The following is a 23,981-nucleotide window of genomic DNA, read 5'->3' as shown; positions in this document are numbered from 1 at the left end:
GCTTAACCTCCCGTTTTAACGGTGACTTCGCGATTATCACGATCTACAGGATGGATTTTTTGCTGGTCACGTAATAGATGCACACCACCCACCACGACCCAATCTGAAGCTTTCAAACCTGAAAGGATCGGTACGCTATCACGCCCATAAGTGCCCAACGTCACAGGGACTTTACGTAAGGTTTGATTGGCATTGACCACCCAAACATACGCTTGTTGATTATTGGCAGTGACACTGGATAAAGGCACACTCAACACATTATTTTCATTTGCGACAAAAATTACTCGCGCACTTTGCCCCAACTGGATGCTCGATTGCCCTTCCAATAATGAAACTTTAACTGTGAAGGTTCGAGATTGATCTGCGGCAGGTGACACTTCACGAACTTTCGCTGCAAAACGAGCATCAGGCTGAGACCACAACGTAACCCAAGCAGGTTGACCCACTTTAATGCTGCTAACGGCTTGCTCAGGTACGCCAAACACGACTTCTCGCTCGCCTTCAATGGCGAGTTGATAGGCAGGTTGTGCTGCTGCGATGACCTGTCCAACCTCTATTTGACGTTGTGTAATCACCCCATTCTTATTCGAAATAAGTTGGTTATAGCCCGTTTGATTTGAAGACACTTCATAATTAGAACGTGCTTGCTGTAAAGCTGCTTGCGCAGATTCATACTGATTTTTCACCGCATCAAATTGTGAGCGACTCACTGCATTGACAGGTAATAACTGTTGATAACGCTGATATTCTTCAGCAGCAATTTTTGCTGCGGCTTCAGCACTTTGCAATTGTGCTTTGGCAGCGTTCATTTGCAATTGTGCGTCTTTCACATCTAATTTAGCCAAAACCTGTCCGACTTTGACCCGATCACCCACATCAACATAACGTTCGGTAATTTGTCCCCCGACACGAAATGCCAATGCCGTTTGTTGCTTGGCTTGAACATCACCTGCATAACTTTTTTGATCGATATGATTCGTATTCGGCTGCGTCACCATGACATAAGGAATTTCCTCTGTCTTGGGAACCTCTTTTTGACATGCCGTTAAAGTGACACTGCTGAGTACGAGCAACCCCACAATTACATGATTTAGCAGATTCATCTCTGTTTCGCTCTTATTCAAATTGATTTTTTAAGGCACAATATGCACATTATGATAGATTGTTTATTTTTTAATTAATATACTCATGAGTACACTAATTAAAAAATAAATCTAGCATTCTGATTTTTAATTGAATTAAAGAGAAAGGTAACGTGCAAATTCACAGTGGTCGTCCTAAAGATTTAGAAAAGAGAGCCAAAATTTTACAGGCTGCGAAATCTATTTTTTTAAAAATGGGCTACCACGCGACCAATATGAATCAGATTGCAAAAGAAGCAGGTGTCACCAAACTCACGGTGTATAACCACTTTCAAGACAAAGCCAATTTATTTATCTGCGCGATTGAAGAAAGCTGTGAAGAATCGATTCGAGCGAAACAATTTGAACTGACAGCTGAGTCCGATTTTGGGCAAGCATTGTATTTAATGTGTCATCGAGCCTTAAACATTATTTATTTGCCTGAGGCGCTTAAATTAGATTGTCTCTTGTTTGAACTTGCCGCTGAACAAAGTCCACTTACACAACAATTTTTTGATGCATCACATACGCGAATGTGTAATGTTTGGTGTGATTTTTTTGAGCAGGCGATTGCGTTTAAATTCATTCGGGCAGATGAGCCACTTAAACTGACTGACCTCATCATGTCATTGCTGTTAGGCATACGTCATCATAAAGTCTTGCTTGGCTTAGATCCCGTTCCAACCACTATGGAAATCGAGCAGATGATTGAACAAGCAATGGAATTTTTTTTGCTTAAATATCAACCTAAAAATTAGATAAAATTCACATTTATTTACGTTCTCCACTTGGATTGTCTCTCAATCGCGCTATAGTCGAAAGAGACCATGAGGAGAAATAGAATGATTCAACAAATCACAGCTCCATTACGTGAAGATGTCCGTTTACTGGGCAATCTACTTGGAGAGACCTTAAAGCAACACGCTGGGCAAGATTTGTTTAATCAAATTGAGCAAATCCGTACATTAGCCAAAGGTGCTCGTGACGGTCAAGTTGAAGCAGAAAAACAGCTCGAACAACTTTTTCTCGGCTTGAAAGATGAAGAAATTTTACCGCTGACTCGTGCATTTTCACATTTTCTTAATTTTGCCAATATCGCGGAACAATATCATGTGGTGCGTAATCGTCGTCAGGCTGAGTTTGACGAACAAGCCCCTAATCCAAATCCTTTGTCACATTTATTTGAAAAATTCAAAACTGAACAGATCAATCAAAAACAACTCTTCGAACAAATCTGCGATTTAAAAATTGAATTGGTACTCACAGCGCATCCAACTGAAGTCAGTCGTCGTACCTTGATTCAAAAATATGATGATATTACCGATTGTCTATCTCAACTGGATCAGCAAAAACTCACTCCACGTGAGCGTCAACAAACCATCGCCACCCTGAAACAATTGGTCAGTTCAGCTTGGCAGACAGACGAAATTCGCCAACATCGCCCGACCCCTGTCGATGAAGCGAAATGGGGCTTTGCCACCATTGAACAAACCTTATGGAATGCTGTACCCAAGTTTATTCGTGAGCTGAATGAACTCACCCAGCAGCATTGTGAACAGTATTTGCCACTCAATATTGCACCCATTCGCTTTGCCTCATGGATGGGCGGTGATCGTGATGGTAATCCCAATGTAACTCATCAAGTAACCCAAGAAGTATTATGGTTATCACGTTGGCAGGCAGCTGATTTATATCTACGTGATATTGAAAATCTACGCTGGGAATTATCAATTCAAAGCTGTTCAGATGAACTCACTCAAGCACTCGGTTATGAACATCCTGAACCCTATCGTGAATATTTACGCGAAACCCGTGAACGCTTGAAAGCAACACGTCATTGCTTGGGTCAACGCTTACAAGGCTTAGAAGCCGATGATAGCCAGATCATTCGAAATAAAGATGAATTATTACAGCCCTTATTACTCTGCTATCGCTCACTGATCGACAGTAACTTAGCTGAAATCGCCAATGGGCAATTACTCGATTTCATTTATCGTGTGAATTGTTTCGGGATTGAATTACTCAAACTCGACATTCGCCAAGAATCAGGGCGGCATCGTCAAGCCATTTCAGCGATTACTGAATATTTAGGTTTGGGTAACTTTGAATCGTGGACGGAGCAAGCCCGTCAGAACTTCCTCATTCAGGAACTACAAAGCAAACGTCCTTTACTCCCTAAATATTTCAATGAACCTGAAGGCAGTTTGATTCAACATCCTGATGTACTCGAAGTCTTTGCGACCATGCGCACTTTGGCTGAACAACCTACCGAGAGCTTGGGTGCTTATATTATTTCGATGGCAGAATATCCGAGTGATGTCTTAGCGGTGCTGCTTTTGCAAAAAGAAGCAGGCATTCAGCATCCTCTTCGAGTGGTACCCTTATTTGAAACATTAAGGGATCTCGACGGCGCAGCCAAAACTATGAGTACCTTATTCAATATGCATTGGTACAAACAGCATATTCAAGGCAAACATGAGGTGATGATTGGCTATTCGGACTCTGCGAAAGATGCAGGCTTTATGTCGGCAAACTGGGCACAATATCGTGCGCAAGAAGAACTCACCGCTGTCGCTCGACAACATGGGGTGCAATTGACTCTGTTTCATGGTCGTGGCGGTTCGATCAGTCGTGGCGGTGCACCAACCCAACAAGCACTATTCTCTCAACCACCAGGTTCGATTTCAGGTGCAATCCGTGTCACTGAACAGGGTGAAATGATTCGCTTTAAATTTGGCTTAGAAGGCATCGCATTACAAAATTTGGAAATCTATACAGCAGCGACTTTAGAAGCAACGTTATTGCCACCGCCAGAGCCAAAGAAACAATGGCGTGATTTGATGAATCAAATGACTGATTTATCAGTACAGGTCTATCGCCAAACTGTGCGTGAAAATCCGAATTTTGTCAGTTATCTACGCACAGTCACGCCTGAGTTAGAATTACAAATGCTACCGCTTGGTTCACGCCCAGCCAAACGAAAAGTCAGTGGTGGCATAGAATCTCTTCGAGCGATTCCTTGGGTATTTGCATGGACACAAATCCGCTTAATGCTGCCCGCTTGGTTGGGTACAGGCACGGCGATCAATCAGGTACATGGACAACACCAAAACACCTTAAATGAAATGCTTGAACAGTGGCCGTATTTCCAAACTTTAATTGATATGCTGGAAATGGTGTTATCCAAATCCGATGCAGACATTGCGCTGTACTATGAGTCTCATCTCACCCAAGATCAGGACTTAAAAGTTCTAGGGATTGAGCTACGCCAACGCTTGCAAAATGCCGTCGATACGCTGTTACGTCTCAAAGGTGAATCCAAACTTCTGAGTAATAATGAAGTATTGGATCAATCCATGCAGGTGCGTAAACCATATTTATTGCCTCTGCATTTATTACAAGCAGAGCTGATGAAACGCCGTCGTCTGTATTTAGCCGAGCATCAAACCGAGCATAGCCCTGTCGATCATGCCTTAATGGTGAGTATTGCAGGGATTGCCGCAGGTTTGCGCAATACCGGCTAAATAAGAGCCTTGCCATCAACATAAATCACACGTGTTGATGGCAAGATTGGCAAAACACTCCATTTTTAGAAAAAAATTAGAAAATATTTTTTAAATAAGATAGTTAACTTTTCAAATAATTTAGAAAAAAATAAATAATAAATACGATAGTTTATTTTAAAACTAATTTTACCAAAAGGTAAAAATATTAAACTTCAACGGATTATCTAACGACATTCTCAAAGATCAGTAGATGAAAGCTCGTTTTAAGACAGGGTATCATACCCGCTGATATCACATAATGAGTCTCATCTATGTCAAATTGGTTTCCAAAATGGCAGCCGTATCAGGGAAAGATTGATCATCGACCTGTTGCGACAAACGAATATTTACCGCCCTTACAAAGTGCGGTATTAGGGGTACAACACGCATTTGCAATGTTTGGTGCCACTGTACTTGCACCCCTCCTCATGGGTTTTAGCCCGAACCTTGCCATTTTAATGTCAGGGATTTGTACCATTATTTTCTTCTTGATCACGGGTGGACGTGTTCCAAGTTATTTAGGCTCAAGCTTTGCCTTTATCGGTGTTGTTGCAGCAGCGACAGGTCACGTTACAGGATCAGGTGCTAACCCAAACCTAGCCGTTGCGCTTGGGGGCATTGTTGCCTGTGGTATTTTTTATGCCTTGATCGGCTTTGCTGTGATGCTGACAGGAACACGCTGGATTGAGAAACTCATGCCACCTGTCGTCACAGGTGCTGTGGTGATGATTATTGGTCTCAACCTTGCACCCGTTACTATTAAAGGCGTTGCTGGACAACCTTTTGAAATGTGGATGGCACTCATCACTGTATTAAGCATGGGCATTATTGCTGTATTTACCAAGGGCTTATTACAACGTTTATTACTGTTAGTGGGTTTATTGATTGCTTATGCCCTATATGTGGTTGCAACAAATATTCTAGGATTTGGTAAACCGATTGATTTCTCCCAAATCGCAGCAGCACCATGGTTTGGTATCCCAACTTTTTCACACCCAACTTTTGATTTAAATGCAATTTTAATTATTGCTCCCGTTGCTTTGATTTTAGTCGCTGAAAATTTAGGTCATATCAAAGCAGTCGGTTCAATGACAGGCGAAGATCTTACACCTCAACTGGGTAAAGCTTTTGTTGCGGATGGTTTGGCCACAACGTTATCGGGTAGTGTTGGCGCACCAGGGATGACCACCTATGGTGAAAATATTGGTGTGATGGCAGTGACCCGTGTTTATTCTACGATTGTGTTTGTAATCGCTGGCGTATTTGCAATTTTCTTGGGGCTGTCTCCTAAATTTGGCGCAGTGATTAGTACTATCCCGACAGCAGTCCTCACGGGTGCTTCGATCGTAGTATTTGGTTTAATTACCATTGCAGGTGCGAAAATTTGGATCGAAAATAAAGTCGATTTTTCTAATAATAAAAACCTTATTGTTGCATCTGTCACCATTATTTTAGGTGCAGGTAACTTTGAATTACTGTTTGGTAGCTTTAATTTAGGGGGAATTGGAACCGCAACTTTTGCGGCAATTTTCTTAAACTTGTTATTCAGTTTAAAAGACAAAAACTAAAAAATTGAAGGCAGCTAAGGCTGCCTTTTTTATTCTTCGATGTACTTAATGAAGCGCATCTTTGAGCTGTTGGATACTGGCTAACCAAATCTCATAATCATCCGCTTCCTGCCATAAATCTTTTAATTCAGACTGATCTGACAAAACCAAAACAAGTACTTGCTGAGCTTGTAGTAATAAATCTGCGCTTGGTTTCAGTGAAACTGACTCAAGCCACTCATCTACTTTCTCAGTATAAACATCTGTTTGAGTACCATGACCCAGACTCTTGGCAAGCACTTCTATCGCAGCTAGAGCTTCCATCGCAACATCTGCATCAAGATATTCTTGTCCTTCATCCAATGCCGTCTGTAAAGTAGCTTCAATGACTGAAAAATCAGTCGCATCTTCTAATTCGTCAGCCCAATCATTTGCCGTGTCATTCCCAAATGGTTCATGTGACCAAGTTCCCATCTTTATTTCCTATTTATTAGTTTTTTCAGGCAATTCCTATTAAAGCTTTTTATTGAGGAAAATCAACTATTCTTCACTCTCTTGCTTATATTTTTCTTCAAGTACATTACTAATGATACTTTCAATCATCCAAACCCGATATAAGCTATTAAACACATAACTTTGCCCATCTATACGTAATTCCAATACAGGAAAATCTGGCTGATGCTTTTGCTGACAGAGTTCATCATTCTGTTTCAATAAAGCTTCAACATCTTGTTCGGTAATGTTGTCAATCTCTAAACGCTTCTGCATACGTTGAAAGTGGGTTTTGAAAGAAAGATCTTTGCCACGCGTCCAAACACCTTGCAATATCTCATGAATACAATCGATCTGTTCTTCTTCAGGCACGCTATAAAATAGTTTTGCCATTTCATAAGTCGCTTCTTTGGTAGGCCGACAGAATGGGGTGAATGCGACCTGTGTACGTTTGGAAACACGGGTCGCCAAACTCCAGTCAAACCAATCTCGCCCATGATAGCTCAGCGGATAAACGCTCAATTGAATATTATAATAATTGGCCAATTCTTCTTTGATATAAGCCAATAATAGCCAACTCATAGGGTCTTCAAGCGCAATATACAGATCTAATTCTGGATGTAAGCTTTGGACTTCTGTCAGTGACTCACCGTCATTAATGAGATGCTCACGCCATTCGATATGATTAATCAGAAAAATTGGATTTCCGGTGAGTAATTTTTGTTGTTTCAAACGGCGTGTAAGGCGTAATAAATCATCAACGGCCTGATATTTACGCTCACCAAATTCGAAGTAACTGGCTGCAACAGGCACATCTTTAAAAATACGTTCAGGATAATCTTGAGGTGTTTGATGCTGACTTGCCATCGCATAAAGAGTACGTAATTTCCCATATTGTTGTTGCCATAACATGTGGAATACATCTTCGAGTAAATGTAAAAAACTTTGTTCTCTAAGAGGAGTATTTTTTAGAATTATTTCTGCTTGTTGTAATGCTTCTGGACTAGGTATTTCAGGGGTTTCATCGAAACCAAACCGATGTTGTTTGGCGAGAGTTTTAGCATCATTTAAACAATAACTCTGCCAATCTTGTTCTGACATACCATTAGGAGGCTCAGCACCCTGTCTTGAAATAATCACTTTTAAAGGTTTTAGTTCATCACTCAAAATTTCATTGAGCTGATCAAGCTGTTGTACTGCAAGATAACTATAAACATCGTCTAAACGCAGGTAAATACTTAAACCCTGTTCCGTGGGCAACACCGCCTGACGAGAAGGTTTTTGATAGAACCAACTCGATCGGATGGGATCAAACCAACGACGTAACAAAGACATGTCGATCGCCTCTAATGATTATAAAGTGATGAATGGATAAGCTTTCTCTAACTTGAATTCAAACAAGTGAGCAAATAAGTATAATGAGTATCTTATAAAATCAGAAAAAAGTCCCTCTTTATCGTAATAAAGAGGGATGATAAACATTGTCGCTTAGCAATAGTTTACAGAACGCGTACAGCACCTTTCGCAGCACTGGTTGAATGCAAAGCATAAATTTTCAAAGATTTTGAAACTTTACGCTTACGCTCTTCCGCTGGATGCCAACCTTTGGCTTCTTGAGCTGTACGGCGATGTGCCATCGTTGCATCATCTACATCAAGGTGAATGGTACGATTCGGAATATCGATTTGGATGGTATCACCATCTTCAACCAGACCAATTGCACCACCTTCCGCTGCTTCTGGAGACACGTGACCAATTGATAAACCTGAAGAACCACCAGAGAAGCGACCATCAGTAATCAATGCACAGTCCTTACCCAAACCTTTCGACTTCAAGTAACTGGTTGGGTACAACATTTCCTGCATGCCTGGACCACCACGTGGGCCTTCATAACGAATGACAACGATGTCACCTGCCACGATCTTATGATCTAAAATCGCTTCAACCGCTGAATCTTGGCTTTCAAAAACACGCGCTGTACCGGTGAATTTAAGAATCGACTCATCCACACCCGCAGTTTTCACAATACAGCCATCTAAAGCAATGTTACCGTAAAGGACTGCCAAGCCGCCGTCTTTAGAGAAAGCATGTTCAGCATTACGAATCACACCTTTCTCACGGTCACCATCCAAAGTTGAATAATAACGGTTTTGTGAGAATGCCACTTGAGTTGGAACACCACCCGGTGATGAGCGATAGAACTCATAAACATCAGCATCTTCAGTGCGGATAATATCCCACTTGTCTAAGGCATCTTTCAGAGTAGGTTCATGTACCGTTGGGCAAGAGGTGTTCAGTAAGTTAGCACGATCGAGTTCACCCAAGATCGCCATGATACCCCCAGCACGGTGTACATCTTCCATGTGCACATCTGACTTTGCAGGTGCAACTTTAGACAATACAGGTACTTTACGAGATAAATTGTCGATATCATCCATAGTGAAATCAACTTCTGCTTCATGTGCAGCAGCAAGCAAATGCAATACGGTATTGGTAGAACCACCCATTGCAATATCCAAAGTCATCGCATTTTCAAATGCTGCTTTGGTTGCAATTGAACGTGGCAGAATGCTGTCGTCATTTTGTTCATAATAACGTTTCGCCAGTTCAACTACTAAACGACCCGCTTTTAAGAACAATTTTTCACGGTTGGCATGTGTTGCAACAATAGAACCATTACCCGGCAATGATAAACCCAAAGCTTCAGTTAAACAGTTCATTGAGTTTGCAGTAAACATACCCGAACATGAACCACAAGTTGGACATGCCGAACGCTCAAATGCTGCAACTTCTTCATCGGTATAGCTTTCATCTGCTGCAACGACCATGGCATCAACAAGGTCAATGGCTTTTTCATTACCACGGAATTTGACTTTACCCGCTTCCATAGGACCGCCAGACACGAACACCACTGGGATATTCAAGCGCATTGCTGCCATCAGCATTCCCGGTGTGATCTTGTCACAGTTCGAGATACACACCATTGCATCGGCACAATGGGCATTGACCATGTATTCTACAGAATCGGCAATTAAATCACGTGATGGTAGTGAATACAGCATCCCGTCATGGCCCATGGCAATCCCGTCATCAACGGCAATGGTATTAAATTCTTTTGCGACACCACCAGAAGCTTCAATTTCTCGTGCAACCAGTTGCCCTAAATCTTTAAGATGCACATGTCCAGGAACAAATTGGGTAAATGAATTGACCACCGCAATAATTGGTTTGCCAAAATCTTCATCTTTCATACCTGTCGCACGCCATAAACCGCGTGCGCCAGCCATATTTCTTCCATGTGTTGATGTTTTCGAACGATAATCAGGCATTTTTGATTCCCAACAAGTTTGTGCTCGAGAAGAATAGGACATTCTCTCTGGCGAAATGATACTGAGCTCTTTGCATCATACTACAAGTTATCGTTTAACAGATGACCAACAGGCCTATCTTTTTTTGCTCAAAAGCAATTCATGCCCTGAATTAGGGGCTTATCGCTTTTTCGCTTATAATTTGCGATAAGTTTTATTTGGATTCCATTTGTGAAAATCATTTTTGCTGGTACACCTGAATTTGCAGCAACTGCATTAGCGGCATTATTAAAAACATCACACCAAATTATTGCTGTTTATACCCAGCCTGACCGTAAATCAGGACGTGGTCAAAAATTAACGCCATCGCCTGTTAAACAATTGGCACTTGAACACGATTTACCCGTTTACCAACCTTTGAATTTTAAAGCGTCTACCGAAGAAGGCTTGGCAGCTCGACAAGAACTTGCTGCTCTAGGTGCTGATGTGATGGTGGTTGCAGCCTATGGTTTAATCTTACCGCAAGCGGTTTTAGATACCCCTAAATATGGCTGTTTAAATATCCATGGTTCACTATTACCCCGCTGGCGTGGTGCTGCACCAATTCAACGTGCCATTGCCACAGGTGATACTGAAACGGGCATCACCATCATGCAAATGGCGGCAGGTTTAGATACAGGCGATATGATGTATAAAACCTACTGTCCAATCACCGCCGAAGATACGTCTGCTAGCCTGCATGACAAATTAGCTGCTCAAGGTGCAGAAGCGATTTGTACCGTACTCGAATCTGAACAAAGTTTACAAGATTTTATCGAAAAACGTGAAGTTCAAGATGAAGCTCTGACCGTTTATGCACATAAATTAGTCAAAGCCGAAGCCCGTATCGATTGGACTGTAGATGCAGTTCAAATCGATCGTAATATTCGTGCTTTTAATCCTTGGCCAGTGGCTTTTATCCAACTGGATGAAAACAATGCTTTAAGGGTTTGGAATTCGATCCTTTCTGAACACAGTAAAACGGATGCTCAATTGGGGGAAATCATAGGAATTGATAAACAAGGCGTACATGTTGCCTGTGGCGACAATAGCGCAGTGTGCTTAACCAGTTTGCAATGGCCAGGTGCTAAAGCCCTCAATCCAGTTCAAATTAGCCAAACCCAGAAATTACATCTTGGACAAATTCTCCCATGAGCCAATCGAATCAATCATCTACAAAAAATTTGAACCTGCGTGCGCAAGTGATTAAAACACTTTTGGCTGTTCAAAATGGGCAATCTTTGGCTTCTGTTTTAAATCAACATATCAATATTGTTTCTGAACGTGACCGTGGTTTATATCACGAGCTTACTTTAGGGTGTTTACGCCAATGGTTTTCTTTAAAAGCAATTACTCTACCATTGCTTACGAAACCATTAGACAATGAAGCACTAGAAAGTTGTTTATATCTAGGTTTATATCAAATTTTATGTACCCGTATTCCTGTACATGCTGCGATTTCAGAAACGGTAAATGCGGCTAAGCAACTCGGTTTCGAACCAATGAGTGGTTTGGTCAATGCGATTCTGCGTCGTGTTTCACGTGAAACAGCTGAGTTTGAAACAGCGTTGAATAATACGCATGGTTTACCAAGTTGGTTATTCAAGCGACTTAAAAAAGATTGGCCTGAGCAAGCAGAGACTCTATGCCAAGCCTTAAAACAAGTCGCTCCACTAACTCTCCGCATCAATGAACGCCAAGTCAGTCGCAACGAATATTTAGAGATCTTGGACGAAGAGCAGATTGATGCTCGTCCTTGCACGCTTTCAGATGTTGGCATTGTTTTGGAGCAAACGGGCAATATTACCCATTTACCCGGTTTCGAAGAAGGTGGTTTTTCTGTTCAAGATGAACATGCACAATTGTGCGCGACGCTTTTACCGAACTTAGATAATAAAGTTGTTGTCGATGCCTGTGCTGCACCAGGGGGTAAAGCCGCACATATCCTTGAGCGCTTTAATCCTAAAAAATTGATTGCACTTGATCATGATGCCAAACGTTTATTGCGTGTTTCTGAAAATTTAGAACGTCTTGCCCTAGATCAGGACAATGTTGAAATTATTACCGCTGATGCCACCACGTGGCAGGCACAGGAACTGGTTGATTGTATCGTGCTGGATGCGCCTTGTTCTGCAACAGGTGTGATTCGTCGCCACCCCGATATTCGTCTGTTAAGACAATCAACCGATATCGCGCAAACAGTGGCCTTACAGCAACAGATTTTGCAGCAGATGTGGCAACAGCTCAAAGTTGGTGGGACGTTGTTGTATATCACCTGCTCGCTTCTAAAGGCTGAAAATGAGCAGCAAATGGCGGCATTCTTTGCAGAACATGCGGATGCAGAAGAAATCAAAATCAATGCGGATTGGGGGATTGAACAGACTTATGGTCGTCAATTATTACCGTCTGCGCACTCTGGCGATGGTTTCTATTATTGCCATATTAAAAAAATGGCGTAATAAAAAAAGCAGGCTGAAAGCCTGCTTTTTTTTAAATTAATTTACAGCGTATGTTGGTCTTTGACTTCTTCCAGAACGTCATCAAGCTCTTCTGGATGTTTCATCAAGTGTAGGATAGACAAAGCAAGTCCGCCCCATAAAAACACCATTGAAATGATCATCATCACGATTGCTGAAGTATTCATAACTGCGCTCCTAGCGATCTTTCATTTTGCTGAGTATAACTGCAACGACAGCACAGAAAATCACACTGCCCCACCCAAAGATACCTTGCAAGCTCATGCTATACGTATCGTAACCATTTTTGACCAAGTTAAACACTGTCATGCTCAATGTGGTTAATAAGATCAAAGACGTGATCACAGTTAAAGTGAAATCCCAACCTTTACCCAATTGAATCGTCGAAATACGGTTCACATGATCACGAAGTTCGATTAAAGCTGAACGCTTAAACCAAGCCACACTGATGATGGATAATAATGCACCACCAATAATCCCGATGTTATTGATAAAGTGATCCACAATATCCACCAGTTTAATCGCATTTACGCTTGAGAATAAGATAACTGAAACGAATGCGCTACCACCACCAATGATGGTTACTGCTTTCTTACGACTCCATTTTAACTTATCTTGCATCGCTGCAATTGGTACTTCCAAGATACTGACCATGGAAGAAATACCAGCGACAAAAAGCGAAGAGAAGAACAATAGACCAAATAAATCTGCACCTGCACCCAAGCTTGAAATGATTTTTGGAAAGGCAATAAATGCTAGACCAATACCACCACTGACAACATCATGTACTTCTTTCCCCGCCGCATGAGCCATAAAACCCAATGCTGCAAAAATACCAATACCTGCCAAGATCTCAGTTGAAGCATTGGCAAAACCAACGATCAAACCCGAGCCTGTTAAATTGGTTTTCGGCTTTAAGTAAGAGGAGTATGTCACCATGATCCCGAAGCCAACAGATAATGAGAAGAAAGTGTGCCCATAAGCAGCTAACCACACTTTATAATCCATCATTGCAGACCAGTTCGGAGTGAAAAATGCATTTAAGCCTTCAGCTGCACCAGGTAAACGTAATGATTGAATCACCAAAACTGTGAACAGAACGAATAATAAAGGCATGCAAATCTTATTTGATAATTCAACGCCTTTTTTAACGCCACCATAAAGAATAATTAATGTTAATGCCCAAATACCAACGATCGGCCAAAATAAATGACTGACAAACTGCAAATCAAAGCCAGTTGCTTTAGAGGTCTGTAAGTACGTATTAAAGAAGAAACTTTCTGGGTCACTGCCCCACGCCTGACCAATCGAGAAATACACATAACTTCCCGCCCATGTCAGTACGCTGGCATAGTACAAACCGATAATGATACACACACAGACTTGCCACCAACCTAATGTTTCACCACCTTTAAATAACGCTCTATAAGCTTTTGGAGGTGAATTACGCGCACGATGACCTGTCGCATAATCTAAAAATAAAAGAGGTAAACCAGCCGTAATGAGTGCGAGTAAATACGGAATAAGAAACGCACCACCACCATTTTCGTAGGCAACATAAGGAAAGCGCCAAATATTACCTAAACCTACAGCCGAACCAACAGCTGCAATAATAAAACCAGATCGTGATGTCCAGTTTTCACGAGAATCTGCCATATAACACCTAAAAATTTACTGCTGGCATTTTTCATACTGCGTTAGGTTTTATTATCCAACAGACATGAAAAGTGCCATAAAAAATATCGTTTTGCTTGCATGAAATTCCAACCTTGTGGGCCTCTCACTTTCATGAACAAACAAGCAAAAACCAAACCATCTTCCTTAAAGATTGGATTTTGTTTTTCTGCTTTTTAATAGCCGAACAATACCTGTTTTTATTTCTTTTTACTGTAATTTCTGTCTGAAAAATTATGTTTTTTAAATAACTGATTATTTTTTAACTGAATGAAATTTTGACCTTACAGTCAATTTATAAAATCAAGTATATAAACTAATCAAGCGAAGCCAGAACTCCGCTTGAACTTCTATTTTATTGTTTAATTGCGAGCAAACGTTCTTCTTGCATATCACGAATCGCTGAGTGAATTCCTTCGCGACCTAATCCAGAATCCTTCACGCCACCATAAGGCATGTTATCGACACGGAATGTAGGCACATCATTAATGATGACTCCACCAACATGCAAATGATCCCATGCATACAGCATTTTATTCAGATTTTGCGTATATACCCCTGCCTGTAAACCAAAACGACTTTGATTAATTGTATTAATACCATGCTCAAACTCTTTAAATTTTTCTAAAATAGCAATCGGGCCAAATGCTTCATCCTTATAAATTTCTAGCTTGGGATCAACATTTTCCAGTAAGGTTGGTTCAAATAATACCCCTTGTAAATGTCCTCCCGTCAGAACCTTTGCCCCTTTTTTCTCAGCTTTATCAACCCATTTTTTCAGACGAACAGCTTCAGCTTCCTTAATCATCGGACCTACTAATGTGGTATTGAGCTTTGGATCATCTACTTTAATTTTTTTCAGTTTAGCAATCAGTTTCTTTTTCACTTCCACATAAAGATCAGCATGAACTAAAATCCGTTGTACACTGATACAGACTTGCCCTGCATGTGCATAAGCGGCACTGATCAAACGATCAATCAGCGCCTCATCAATCACGGTATCTGCATCGATCAGAACCGCAGCGTTCCCACCCAGTTCCAAAGTAACTTTCTTGCGCCCTGCACGTGCTTTCATGTCCCAACCAACCTGATCTGACCCCGTAAAGCTGAGTAATTTAAAACGATCATCTGTTACCAAAATATCTGCTGCTTGGCGATCACAAGGCAACACTGACCATGAGCCTTTGGGTAAATCAGTTTCCGCCAAAACTTTGGCAATCATTAATGCACTGATCGGTGTCAAACTCGCAGGCTTCAATACAAATGGACAACCTGCTGCAATTGCAGGTGCGATCTTGTGTGCCACCAGATTTAAAGGGAAATTAAATGGGCTAATCAGCGAAACTGCACCAATTGGCACATGCTTAACCATACCTCGAAAACGAGCAGCCGCAGGCGTTACTGCCAAAGGCAACATTCGACCATCATCAAGTTGTGTGACCGCATCTGCAGCCAATTGGAAAGTATTTATCAGACGTTCCACTTCTGCATTTGCAGCACCTCGCGGCTTACCCCCTTCAACAATCAATATTTCTGTCAATTCTTCACGTAATTCATTAAAACGTTTAACGCAATGTAATAGAACTTTTTGTTTTTCAAATGGCTTAAGAGTCGCCATATCTACCTCAGCTTTAACTGATGCAGAAATTGCTTTTTCCAACACTTTTTCATCTGCTAACGCAACTCTAGCATAGACCGTATTAGTATATTTATCATGAACTTCTAACCATTGACCTGTCGTTACTGCTTTTCCTGCAACATACAAAGGATAATCCACAACATTTTGTGCATCGGTCATTATTCTTCATCCCATTATCAAAATTTAAAATTAGACTACTGTATATTTTCAATTATCACTATATGATTCGCCCAATCACTGATGAATTCACAACAATTCATTACGGTTTTTGATATGAATTAGGACAATCAAATGAAAATATTAAAAATATCAATCTTAGCTTTAGGGACAAGTCTGTGTGGTCTAGCACAAGCAGATATGATTGGTGTAAAAGGCGATCTCAGCTACTGGAATTACAACGGTGAAGCCAATGTAGCTGCACAAACATCTGCACCAGATCAAGACCTTGATCGTAAGGGATCTGCACAGGTTTCGCTTGCATTTGAGCACCCGATTCCACTGATTCCAAATGCAAAAATTCGCTATGTGAATTTAAAATCACAAACTGAAAATGAAGTTGCAGGTCGGCCAGTTTATGACTTGAACATAGACCATACCGATTTCATTTTATATTATGAAATCTTGGATACTATCGTAAATGCAGATGTTGGTTTAGGCGCAACCAGTTTAAATGGTGATGTTAAAACACTCGGTTTAAGCAAAACAGACATCGATAAAACTGTTCCTGTGATCTATGGATCAGCAGGTGTAAAATTACCATTTACAGGCTTGAGTGCTAAAGCTGAATTGTTATATAGCAACATCAATGATACCAAAATTACTGACGCACAAGCCGAATTACAATATAACTTTATTGATAATCTGTTGGTCGATGTTGGCTTGAAAGCTGGCTACCGTATCTTAGACATTAAATTAGATGACTACGAAAAAAACGATCTTAAATTTAATTTTAAAGGTCCTTATATCGGTTTAGATGTTCATTTCTAAATCGTAATAAGGTGAGAAACGGAATCTTTTGATTCCGTTTTTTATTATTTATGATTACATCACTCAAAATTGATGTAAGCCAAAACCTACAACAATCGCAGCGATTGGCGAATATCCCATTCTAAAGTTTTCACATATCATACAAATCATAGAGAGACAGGAAGTCTCATTGAAAATAACAAGATACGCAAGAAGCGGTCGTTCATAAGGAATATAAACGACAAGAAACTGAATACTAAGAAGCCCCGTCAGGATGATGGGGCTTCTTTTTATTTATTATTTCATGCGCGATTTAAAGACTTTTTAGATAGACAATCACTTCGTCATGCTCTGCCATTTCTGCAAGCTGCAGCGCAGTATATTCGCCTTTATAAGCGACATTTGCTCCTTTGCTCACCAGTAGCTTCACCACAGCTAAATGATCATTCTCGGCAGCAGCTTGAAGCGCGCTATAACCTTCATCATCAGTCTGATTAGGATCTGTTCCCCCCGCCAATAGCTGCTCGACTTGTTCCACATCACCCAGTGATGCCCAATACACTAGCTCAGGAAGATGCAGTTCTTCATCATCTTCAGGCAGTGGAGAAAAAGAGTTGAGTTTCATCAGAAATACCTAATTTTTTTATTTAAGATAAAGTGTTTTATACTGATCAGCTAGCTCCTTAGCCTTCTTCATTTCTTGAATATTAAAAATTTGAGTAAAATTCTTCAAATTTTTAATTGCCTGATCATTTTCGGTTTCAGCTGAAACACTGATCCATGCGTAAGCTTTATAATAGTCTTGTTCAACGCCTAAACCTTGAGCAAATAATAAACCATACTCATTTTGAGAAAAAGAATAGCCAGCTTTTGCTGATTTTTCATACCAAAAAGCAGCTTTAGTATAATCTTGTTTAACAAAGTTCCCTTTGCGAAAAGCATTACCTAAATTAAATTGAGATTGCAAATCTCCTGCATTCGCAGCCTTTTCAGTATATTCAAAACCCTTTTCCGGATTTTTTTGTACTCCAATACCTTCATAATACATAATCGAAAGATTTGCTAAGGAGGGAGCATAACCTTTTTGAGCAGATTGATTAAATAAGTTAAAAGCCTTCTCTACATTCTTGGGGACACCTAAGCCTTGAAAATACAAACTTGCTAAATAGTGTATTGCCTGAACGTTTCCCGTCTTTGCTGATTTTTCAAAACTGTCAAAAGCAACTTTATAATTCTTTTGATAATAAGCTTTTAGACCTGTATCCAAGTCATTGATTGCAAAAGCCATACTTGAAACTAATAAGCTAACAACCAATACCAACAAGCCTTTTTTCATGTCTACTCCATCTCCCTAGACAAATATAGAGGGATATTAACACAAGCCAATTTATTTATTCTGCCCCGAATAAAAAACACCCCCTCTGCATTAGCGGAGGGGGTGTTTATAATTTAAAAGCTGGCGATGACTTACTCTCACATGGCAAACGCCACACTACCATCAGCGCTAAGAGGTTTCACTTCTGAGTTCGGGAAGGGATCAGGTGGTTCACTCTTGCTATTGTCGCCAGCAAACTGTTTATGGATACTTGCTTTGGTCTTATCTATGCCAAGGCTTTTTCCAAATGAGTTATTAACGGATTAGATATTGAGTCTAACTTTGTGTTCAGCATTTTAACTAGTTTTCACACTAAATCAAGTTATGTATTGAATTTATCTTGAATACAACAACTGTTTGGGTGTTGTATAGTCAAGCCTCACGAGCAATTAGTATTGGTCAGCTTCACACGTCACCGTGCTTCCACACCCAACCTATCAACGTCCTAGTCTCGAACGGCTCTTTAGAGGAATAAATTCCTAGGGAAATCTTATCTTGAGGTAGGCTTCCCGCTTAGATGCTTTCAGCGGTTATCCCTTCCGAACATAGCTACCCGGCGATGCGACTGGCGTCACAACCGGTACACCAGAGGTTCGTCCACTCTGGTCCTCTCGTACTAGGAGCAGATCCTCTCAAATTTCCAGCGCCCACGGTAGATAGGGACCGAACTGTCTCACGACGTTCTAAACCCAGCTCGCGTACCTCTTTAAATGGCGAACAGCCATACCCTTGGGACCTGCTTCAGCCCCAGGATGAGATGAGCCGACATCGAGGTGCCAAACACCGCCGTCGATATGAACTCTTGGGCGGTATCAGCCTGTTATCCCCAGAGTACCTTTTATCCGTTGAGCGATGGCCCTTCCATACAGAACCACCGGATCACTAAGACCTACTTTCGTACCTGCTCGACTTGTGGGTCTCGCAGTTAAGCGCGCTTTTGCCTTTATACTCTACGCGTGATTTCCGACCACGCTGAGCGCACCTTCGTACTCCTCCGTTACTCTTTAGGAGGAGACCGCCCCAGTCAAACTACCCACCAGACATGGTCCTCGCCCCGGATTACGGGGCAGAGTTAGAACCTCAACATTACCAGGGTGGTATTTCAAGGACGGCTCCATTGGAACTAGCGTTCCAACTTCAAAGCCTCCCACCTATCCTACACAAGTAAGGTCAAAGTTCAATGTCAAGCTGCAGTAAAGGTTCACGGGGTCTTTCCGTCTAGCCGCGGGTACACTGCATCTTCACAGCGATTTCGATTTCACTGAGCCTCTGCTGGAGACAGCGCCGCCATCATTATGCCATTCGTGCAGGTCGGAACTTACCCGACAAGGAATTTCGCTACCTTAGGACCGTTATAGTTACGGCCGCCGTTTACTGGGGCTTCGATCAAGAGCTTCGCTTACGCTAACCCCATCAATTAACCTTCCAGCACCGGGCAGGCATCACACCCTATACGTCCACTTTCGTGTTTGCAGAGTGCTATGTTTTTAATAAACAGTTGCAGCGGCCTGGTTTCTGTGGCTGCCAATAGCTCAGGGAGCAAGTCCCATCACCGTCAGCAGCGTACCTTCTCCCGAAGTTACGGTACCATTTTGCCTAGTTCCTTCAGCAGAGTTCTCTCAAGCGCTTTGGTCTACTCGACCTGACCACCTGTGTCGGTTTCGGGTACGATTCCTGTGTAACTGAAGCTTAGAGACTTTTCCTGGAAGCATGGTATCAGCCACTTCACTGTACAAGTACAGCTTGCTATCAGTTCTCAGCATAGAGTACCCCGGATTTGCCTAAGATACATGCCTACAACCTTCCACCTGGACAACCAACGCCAGGCTGACTTAACCTTCTCCGTCCTCTCATCGCATTACACAGAAGTATTGGAATATTAACCAATTTCCCATCGACTACGCCTCTCGGCCTCGCCTTAGGGGTCGACTCACCCAGCCCCGATTAACGTTGGACTGGAACCCTTGGTCTTTCAGCGAACGGGTTTTTCACCCGTTTTGTCGTTACTCACGTCAGCATTCGCACTTCTGATACCTCCAGCATACTTCTCAATACACCTTCATCGGCTTACAGAACGCTCCCCTACCACTTGACTATTGTCAAATCCGCAGCTTCGGCACATAGTTTTAGCCCCGTTACATCTTCCGCGCAGGCCGACTCGACTAGTGAGCTATTACGCTTTCTTTAAAGGGTGGCTGCTTCTAAGCCAACCTCCTAGCTGTCTATGCCTTCCCACATCGTTTCCCACTTAACTATGATTTTGGGGCCTTAGCTGGCGGTCTGGATTGTTTTCCTCTTGACTACGGACGTTAGCACCCGCAGTCTGTCTCCCGGATAGTACTCATTGGTATTCGGAGTTTGCATCGGTTTGGTAAGTCGGGATGACCCCCTAGCCGAAACAGTGCTCTACCCCCAATGGTATTCGTCCGAGGCGCTACCTAAATAGCTTTCGGGGAGAACCAGCTATCACCAGGCTTGATTAGCCTTTCACCCCTATCCACAAGTCATCCCCTGGCTTTTCAACGACAGTGGGTTCGGTCCTCCAGTTAGTGTTACCCAACCTTCAACCTGCTCATGGATAGATCGCCTGGTTTCGGGTCTATACCCAGCAACTAAACGCCCTATTAAGACTCGATTTCTCTACGGCTCCCCTATACGGTTAACCTCGCTACTGAATATAAGTCGCTGACCCATTATACAAAAGGTACGCAGTCACCGAACAAGTCGGCTCCCACTGCTTGTATGCATGCGGTTTCAGGATCTATTTCACTCCCCTCACAGGGGTTCTTTTCGCCTTTCCCTCACGGTACTGGTTCACTATCGGTCAGTCAGGAGTATTTAGCCTTGGAGGATGGTCCCCCCATATTCAGACAAGGTTTCACGTGCCTCGCCCTACTCGTCATCATTGTGTGTGCCCTTTCGTGTACGGGAATATCACCCTCTACGTTCGCACTTCCCAGAGCGTTCCACTAGAACACACACAACTTAATGGGCTACTCCCCGTTCGCTCGCCGCTACTAAGGGAATCTCAATTGATTTCTTTTCCTAAGGGTACTGAGATGTTTCACTTCCCCTCGTTCGCTTCATAAGCCTATGTATTCAGCTTATGATACCCGCCTTATAGCGGGTGGGTTCCCCCATTCAGAAATCTCCGGATCAAAGGATATTTGCCGCCTCCCCGGAGCTTATCGCAGGCTATTACGTCTTTCATCGCCTCTGACTGCCAAGGCATCCACCACATGCACTTAATTACTTGACTATACAACCCCAAACAGTCGTTAACACATACAAGTCAGTGTTAGCGTTGCAAACTTAATTGCTACTATTCGTTGTCTGTGAACTTAATCACCATACAGCTTCAATCTAAATTCATATACCAAAACGCTTGATTCAGTGTTTTTGCTAGTTCTCAGATTAAATATTAATTTAACAATTACTTGTTATCTTCCTATTTAATCGAGTTTGAACAATTTATTTCAGACTCAAATTCTAATCTGTTAATGATTAACTACAGCCTCGTCAGCTTGCAGTAAACTGTGATAAATCACAGAGATTAATAAACCAGTCAAATTAGACTGTATTCACTAAACTCTATAATCTTCTTAGCTTTGAATTAATTTTGTTTTAAAAACTCTTTTAATTCATGGTGGAGACTAGGAGAGTCGAACTCCTGACCTCCTGCGTGCAAAGCAGGCGCTCTACCAACTAAGCTAAGTCCCCAGCTTATCACTTAATGAACGATATATCTTTCAGATTTGGTGGGTCTGACAAGACTTGAACTTGTGACCCCACGCTTATCAAGCGTGTGCTCTAACCAACTGAGCTACAGACCCTCAGATACATCTTCGAAGAACAACTTGTTGTGGATTCTTACCGATCGTCAATCTTTCGTTAAGGAGGTGATCCAGCCGCAGGTTCCCCTACGGCTACCTTGTTACGACTTCACCCCAGTCATCGGCCACACCGTGGTAAGCGTCCTCCTTGCGGTTAGACTACCTACTTCTGGTGCAACAAACTCCCATGGTGTGACGGGCGGTGTGTACAAGGCCCGGGAACGTATTCACCGCGGCATTCTGATCCGCGATTACTAGCGATTCCGACTTCATGGAGTCGAGTTGCAGACTCCAATCCGGACTACGATCGGCTTTTTGAGATTAGCATCCTATCGCTAGGTAGCAACCCTTTGTACCGACCATTGTAGCACGTGTGTAGCCCTGGCCGTAAGGGCCATGATGACTTGACGTCGTCCCCGCCTTCCTCCAGTTTGTCACTGGCAGTATCCTTAAAGTTCCCGACATTACTCGCTGGCAAATAAGGAAAAGGGTTGCGCTCGTTGCGGGACTTAACCCAACATCTCACGACACGAGCTGACGACAGCCATGCAGCACCTGTATCTAGATTCCCGAAGGCACCAATCCATCTCTGGAAAGTTTCTAGTATGTCAAGGCCAGGTAAGGTTCTTCGCGTTGCATCGAATTAAACCACATGCTCCACCGCTTGTGCGGGCCCCCGTCAATTCATTTGAGTTTTAGTCTTGCGACCGTACTCCCCAGGCGGTCTACTTATCGCGTTAGCTGCGCCACTAAAGCCTCAAAGGCCCCAACGGCTAGTAGACATCGTTTACGGCATGGACTACCAGGGTATCTAATCCTGTTTGCTCCCCATGCTTTCGTACCTCAGCGTCAGTATTAGGCCAGATGGCTGCCTTCGCCATCGGTATTCCTCCAGATCTCTACGCATTTCACCGCTACACCTGGAATTCTACCATCCTCTCCCATACTCTAGCTGACCAGTATCGAATGCAATTCCTAAGTTAAGCTCAGGGATTTCACATCCGACTTAATCAGCCGCCTACGCACGCTTTACGCCCAGTAAATCCGATTAACGCTCGCACCCTCTGTATTACCGCGGCTGCTGGCACAGAGTTAGCCGGTGCTTATTCTGCGAGTAACGTCCACTATCCCAGAGTATTAATCTAGGTAGCCTCCTCCTCGCTTAAAGTGCTTTACAACCAAAAGGCCTTCTTCACACACGCGGCATGGCTGGATCAGGCTTCCGCCCATTGTCCAATATTCCCCACTGCTGCCTCCCGTAGGAGTCTGGGCCGTGTCTCAGTCCCAGTGTGGCGGATCATCCTCTCAGACCCGCTACAGATCGTCGCCTTGGTAGGCCTTTACCCCACCAACTAGCTAATCCGACTTAGGCTCATCATTTAGCGCAAGGTCCGAAGATCCCCTGCTTTCTCCCGTAGGACGTATGCGGTATTAGCATTCCTTTCGGAATGTTGTCCCCCACTAAATGGCAGATTCCTAAGCATTACTCACCCGTCCGCCGCTAGGATCAGTACCGAAGCACCTCACCCCGCTCGACTTGCATGTGTTAAGCCTGCCGCCAGCGTTCAATCTGAGCCATGATCAAACTCTTCAGTTTAAAATCATTAGTAGCTTATGGCTACAAATCTTGGCTCATCAATTTTCTGACTAAAAATTCGCTCAAATAAACTTCGAGAAATTTCTACCTTTCAATCAATGAAATATTTTCGATCGATCAACCAGTAAAAATCCACACAAGTTGTTCTTCTATTCTCTTAATGATCTTCTCGATGATTCGTCATCATCAAGCTAGGTCGGCTATGTTACTCTAATCTAAACTAAAGTCAACAGGTAATTTCGATATTTTTAAACCCACTAATCAATCCAAGAATCTAACCCTTCTAGCCAAATCCTTGTTTCTCAACAAGTTTTTATCTGCATCACCGCCGATGGATGTGCATTCTACAGTATTTCACATCAGGTGCA

The 23,981-nt window shown here is 42.5% G+C and carries 15 protein-coding genes, 2 tRNA genes and 3 rRNA genes; 6 read left to right on the top strand and 14 right to left on the bottom strand.

The annotated features are described in order from the left end of the window. Positions 1–2: 2 nt before the first annotated feature. Positions 3–1,103 (bottom strand): efflux RND transporter periplasmic adaptor subunit, encoded by a 1,101-nt coding sequence (locus tag O1450_RS00170; protein ID WP_269229259.1) that lies wholly within the window; start codon positions 1,101–1,103, stop codon positions 3–5. Positions 1,104–1,255: 152 nt separating this feature from the next. Here O1450_RS00170 and O1450_RS00165 point away from each other — a divergent pair, with 152 nt between their 5' ends. The 3 genes from O1450_RS00165 to O1450_RS00155 all read left to right on the top strand — a co-directional run bounded on the left by O1450_RS00165 (position 1,256) and on the right by O1450_RS00155 (position 6,234). Then, positions 1,256–1,879 carry a TetR/AcrR family transcriptional regulator gene (locus tag O1450_RS00165; RefSeq protein ID WP_269229258.1) on the top strand — a complete coding sequence of 208 codons (624 nt, stop codon included), beginning with the start codon at positions 1,256–1,258 and terminating at the stop codon, positions 1,877–1,879. A gap of 84 nt (positions 1,880–1,963) precedes the next feature. Then, complete coding sequence (gene ppc, locus O1450_RS00160; RefSeq protein ID WP_269229257.1) at positions 1,964–4,645, top strand: phosphoenolpyruvate carboxylase; 2,682 nt, start codon at positions 1,964–1,966, stop codon at positions 4,643–4,645. A 293-nt stretch (positions 4,646–4,938) separates the two neighbouring features. Next, positions 4,939–6,234: a solute carrier family 23 protein gene (locus tag O1450_RS00155; RefSeq protein ID WP_269229256.1), complete on the top strand. Its 1,296-nt coding sequence runs from the start codon at positions 4,939–4,941 to the stop codon at positions 6,232–6,234. A gap of 45 nt (positions 6,235–6,279) precedes the next feature. Here the strand turns inward: O1450_RS00155 and O1450_RS00150 are convergent, their stop codons facing one another. The 3 genes from O1450_RS00150 to ilvD form a co-directional block, all read right to left on the bottom strand. After that, on the bottom strand, positions 6,280–6,687 hold the full coding sequence (locus O1450_RS00150) for a DUF4259 domain-containing protein (RefSeq protein WP_269229255.1): 408 nt from the start codon (positions 6,685–6,687) through the stop codon (positions 6,280–6,282). A 66-nt stretch (positions 6,688–6,753) separates the two neighbouring features. Then, positions 6,754–8,040, bottom strand: a complete 1,287-nt coding sequence (locus O1450_RS00145) for a hypothetical protein (protein WP_269229254.1) — start codon at positions 8,038–8,040, stop codon at positions 6,754–6,756. Positions 8,041–8,204: 164 nt separating this feature from the next. Continuing rightward, positions 8,205–10,034 carry a dihydroxy-acid dehydratase gene (gene ilvD / locus O1450_RS00140; protein ID WP_269229253.1) on the bottom strand — a complete coding sequence of 610 codons (1,830 nt, stop codon included), beginning with the start codon at positions 10,032–10,034 and terminating at the stop codon, positions 8,205–8,207. 210 nt (positions 10,035–10,244) lie between these two features. Here ilvD and fmt point away from each other — a divergent pair, with 210 nt between their 5' ends. Continuing rightward, a complete protein-coding gene (fmt, locus tag O1450_RS00135) occupies positions 10,245–11,207 on the top strand; it encodes a methionyl-tRNA formyltransferase (protein ID WP_269229252.1) in 963 nt (320 codons plus the stop codon). Then, positions 11,204–12,511 carry a 16S rRNA (cytosine(967)-C(5))-methyltransferase RsmB gene (gene rsmB / locus O1450_RS00130; RefSeq protein ID WP_269229251.1) on the top strand — a complete coding sequence of 436 codons (1,308 nt, stop codon included), beginning with the start codon at positions 11,204–11,206 and terminating at the stop codon, positions 12,509–12,511. The genes fmt and rsmB overlap by 4 nt, the downstream gene beginning before the upstream one ends. A 41-nt stretch (positions 12,512–12,552) precedes the next feature. Here rsmB and O1450_RS00125 read toward each other — a convergent pair whose 3' ends face one another. The 3 genes from O1450_RS00125 to O1450_RS00115 form a co-directional block, all read right to left on the bottom strand. Beyond that, complete coding sequence (locus tag O1450_RS00125; RefSeq protein ID WP_241334418.1) at positions 12,553–12,696, bottom strand: methionine/alanine import family NSS transporter small subunit; 144 nt, start codon at positions 12,694–12,696, stop codon at positions 12,553–12,555. A 10-nt stretch (positions 12,697–12,706) separates the two neighbouring features. Then, the gene (locus tag O1450_RS00120) at positions 12,707–14,185 is read right to left on the bottom strand and encodes a sodium-dependent transporter (RefSeq protein WP_269229250.1); all 1,479 of its coding nucleotides are present in this window, start codon (positions 14,183–14,185) and stop codon (positions 12,707–12,709) included. Positions 14,186–14,558: 373 nt separating this feature from the next. Continuing rightward, positions 14,559–16,001, bottom strand: coding sequence for an aldehyde dehydrogenase family protein (locus O1450_RS00115; RefSeq protein ID WP_269229249.1), 1,443 nt, complete (start codon positions 15,999–16,001; stop codon positions 14,559–14,561). 132 nt (positions 16,002–16,133) lie between these two features. Between O1450_RS00115 and O1450_RS00110 the strand changes: the two genes are divergently transcribed. After that, complete coding sequence (locus O1450_RS00110; RefSeq protein ID WP_269229248.1) at positions 16,134–16,829, top strand: TIGR04219 family outer membrane beta-barrel protein; 696 nt, start codon at positions 16,134–16,136, stop codon at positions 16,827–16,829. Positions 16,830–17,121: 292 nt separating this feature from the next. On the opposite strand, the gene O1450_RS00105 is transcribed toward O1450_RS00110, so the two are convergent. The 7 genes from O1450_RS00105 to O1450_RS00075 all read right to left on the bottom strand — a co-directional run bounded on the left by O1450_RS00105 (position 17,122) and on the right by O1450_RS00075 (position 23,613). Then, entirely contained in the window at positions 17,122–17,433 is a 312-nt protein-coding gene (locus O1450_RS00105) for an ankyrin repeat domain-containing protein (RefSeq protein ID WP_269229247.1), read from the bottom strand. Positions 17,434–17,451: 18 nt separating this feature from the next. Next, positions 17,452–18,144 carry a tetratricopeptide repeat protein gene (locus O1450_RS00100; RefSeq protein ID WP_269229246.1) on the bottom strand — a complete coding sequence of 231 codons (693 nt, stop codon included), beginning with the start codon at positions 18,142–18,144 and terminating at the stop codon, positions 17,452–17,454. Positions 18,145–18,262: 118 nt separating this feature from the next. After that, a 5S ribosomal RNA gene (gene rrf, locus O1450_RS00095) occupies positions 18,263–18,377 on the bottom strand. Positions 18,378–18,551: 174 nt separating this feature from the next. Further along, positions 18,552–21,442, bottom strand: a 23S ribosomal RNA gene (locus O1450_RS00090). A gap of 385 nt (positions 21,443–21,827) precedes the next feature. Continuing rightward, a tRNA-Ala gene (locus tag O1450_RS00085) sits at positions 21,828–21,903 on the bottom strand. A 36-nt stretch (positions 21,904–21,939) separates the two neighbouring features. Continuing rightward, positions 21,940–22,016 (bottom strand) — tRNA-Ile (locus O1450_RS00080). Positions 22,017–22,075: 59 nt separating this feature from the next. Further along, positions 22,076–23,613: ribosomal RNA gene (locus O1450_RS00075) — 16S ribosomal RNA — on the bottom strand. Together the 16S, 23S and 5S rRNA genes with 2 tRNA genes alongside form the textbook arrangement of a ribosomal RNA operon. Positions 23,614–23,981 lie beyond the last annotated feature (368 nt).

Source organism: Acinetobacter sp. TR11 (assembly GCF_027105035.1).
GTDB lineage: Bacteria > Pseudomonadota > Gammaproteobacteria > Pseudomonadales > Moraxellaceae > Acinetobacter.
This window is presented reverse-complemented; position numbering and strand designations above follow the sequence as displayed.

Coding starts and splice junctions, on each gene's coding strand:
- O1450_RS00170 (WP_269229259.1), bottom strand. CDS start 1,103: ATGAATCTGCTAAATCATGTAATTGTGGGGTTGCTCGTACTCAGCAGT.
- ppc (WP_269229257.1), top strand. CDS start 1,964: ATGATTCAACAAATCACAGCTCCATTACGTGAAGATGTCCGTTTACTG.
- O1450_RS00155 (WP_269229256.1), top strand. CDS start 4,939: ATGTCAAATTGGTTTCCAAAATGGCAGCCGTATCAGGGAAAGATTGAT.
- O1450_RS00150 (WP_269229255.1), bottom strand. CDS start 6,687: ATGGGAACTTGGTCACATGAACCATTTGGGAATGACACGGCAAATGAT.
- O1450_RS00145 (WP_269229254.1), bottom strand. CDS start 8,040: ATGTCTTTGTTACGTCGTTGGTTTGATCCCATCCGATCGAGTTGGTTC.
- ilvD (WP_269229253.1), bottom strand. CDS start 10,034: ATGCCTGATTATCGTTCGAAAACATCAACACATGGAAGAAATATGGCT.
- rsmB (WP_269229251.1), top strand. CDS start 11,204: ATGAGCCAATCGAATCAATCATCTACAAAAAATTTGAACCTGCGTGCG.
- O1450_RS00125 (WP_241334418.1), bottom strand. CDS start 12,696: ATGAATACTTCAGCAATCGTGATGATGATCATTTCAATGGTGTTTTTA.
- O1450_RS00120 (WP_269229250.1), bottom strand. CDS start 14,185: ATGGCAGATTCTCGTGAAAACTGGACATCACGATCTGGTTTTATTATT.
- O1450_RS00115 (WP_269229249.1), bottom strand. CDS start 16,001: ATGACCGATGCACAAAATGTTGTGGATTATCCTTTGTATGTTGCAGGA.
- O1450_RS00110 (WP_269229248.1), top strand. CDS start 16,134: ATGAAAATATTAAAAATATCAATCTTAGCTTTAGGGACAAGTCTGTGT.
- O1450_RS00105 (WP_269229247.1), bottom strand. CDS start 17,433: ATGAAACTCAACTCTTTTTCTCCACTGCCTGAAGATGATGAAGAACTG.
- O1450_RS00100 (WP_269229246.1), bottom strand. CDS start 18,144: ATGAAAAAAGGCTTGTTGGTATTGGTTGTTAGCTTATTAGTTTCAAGT.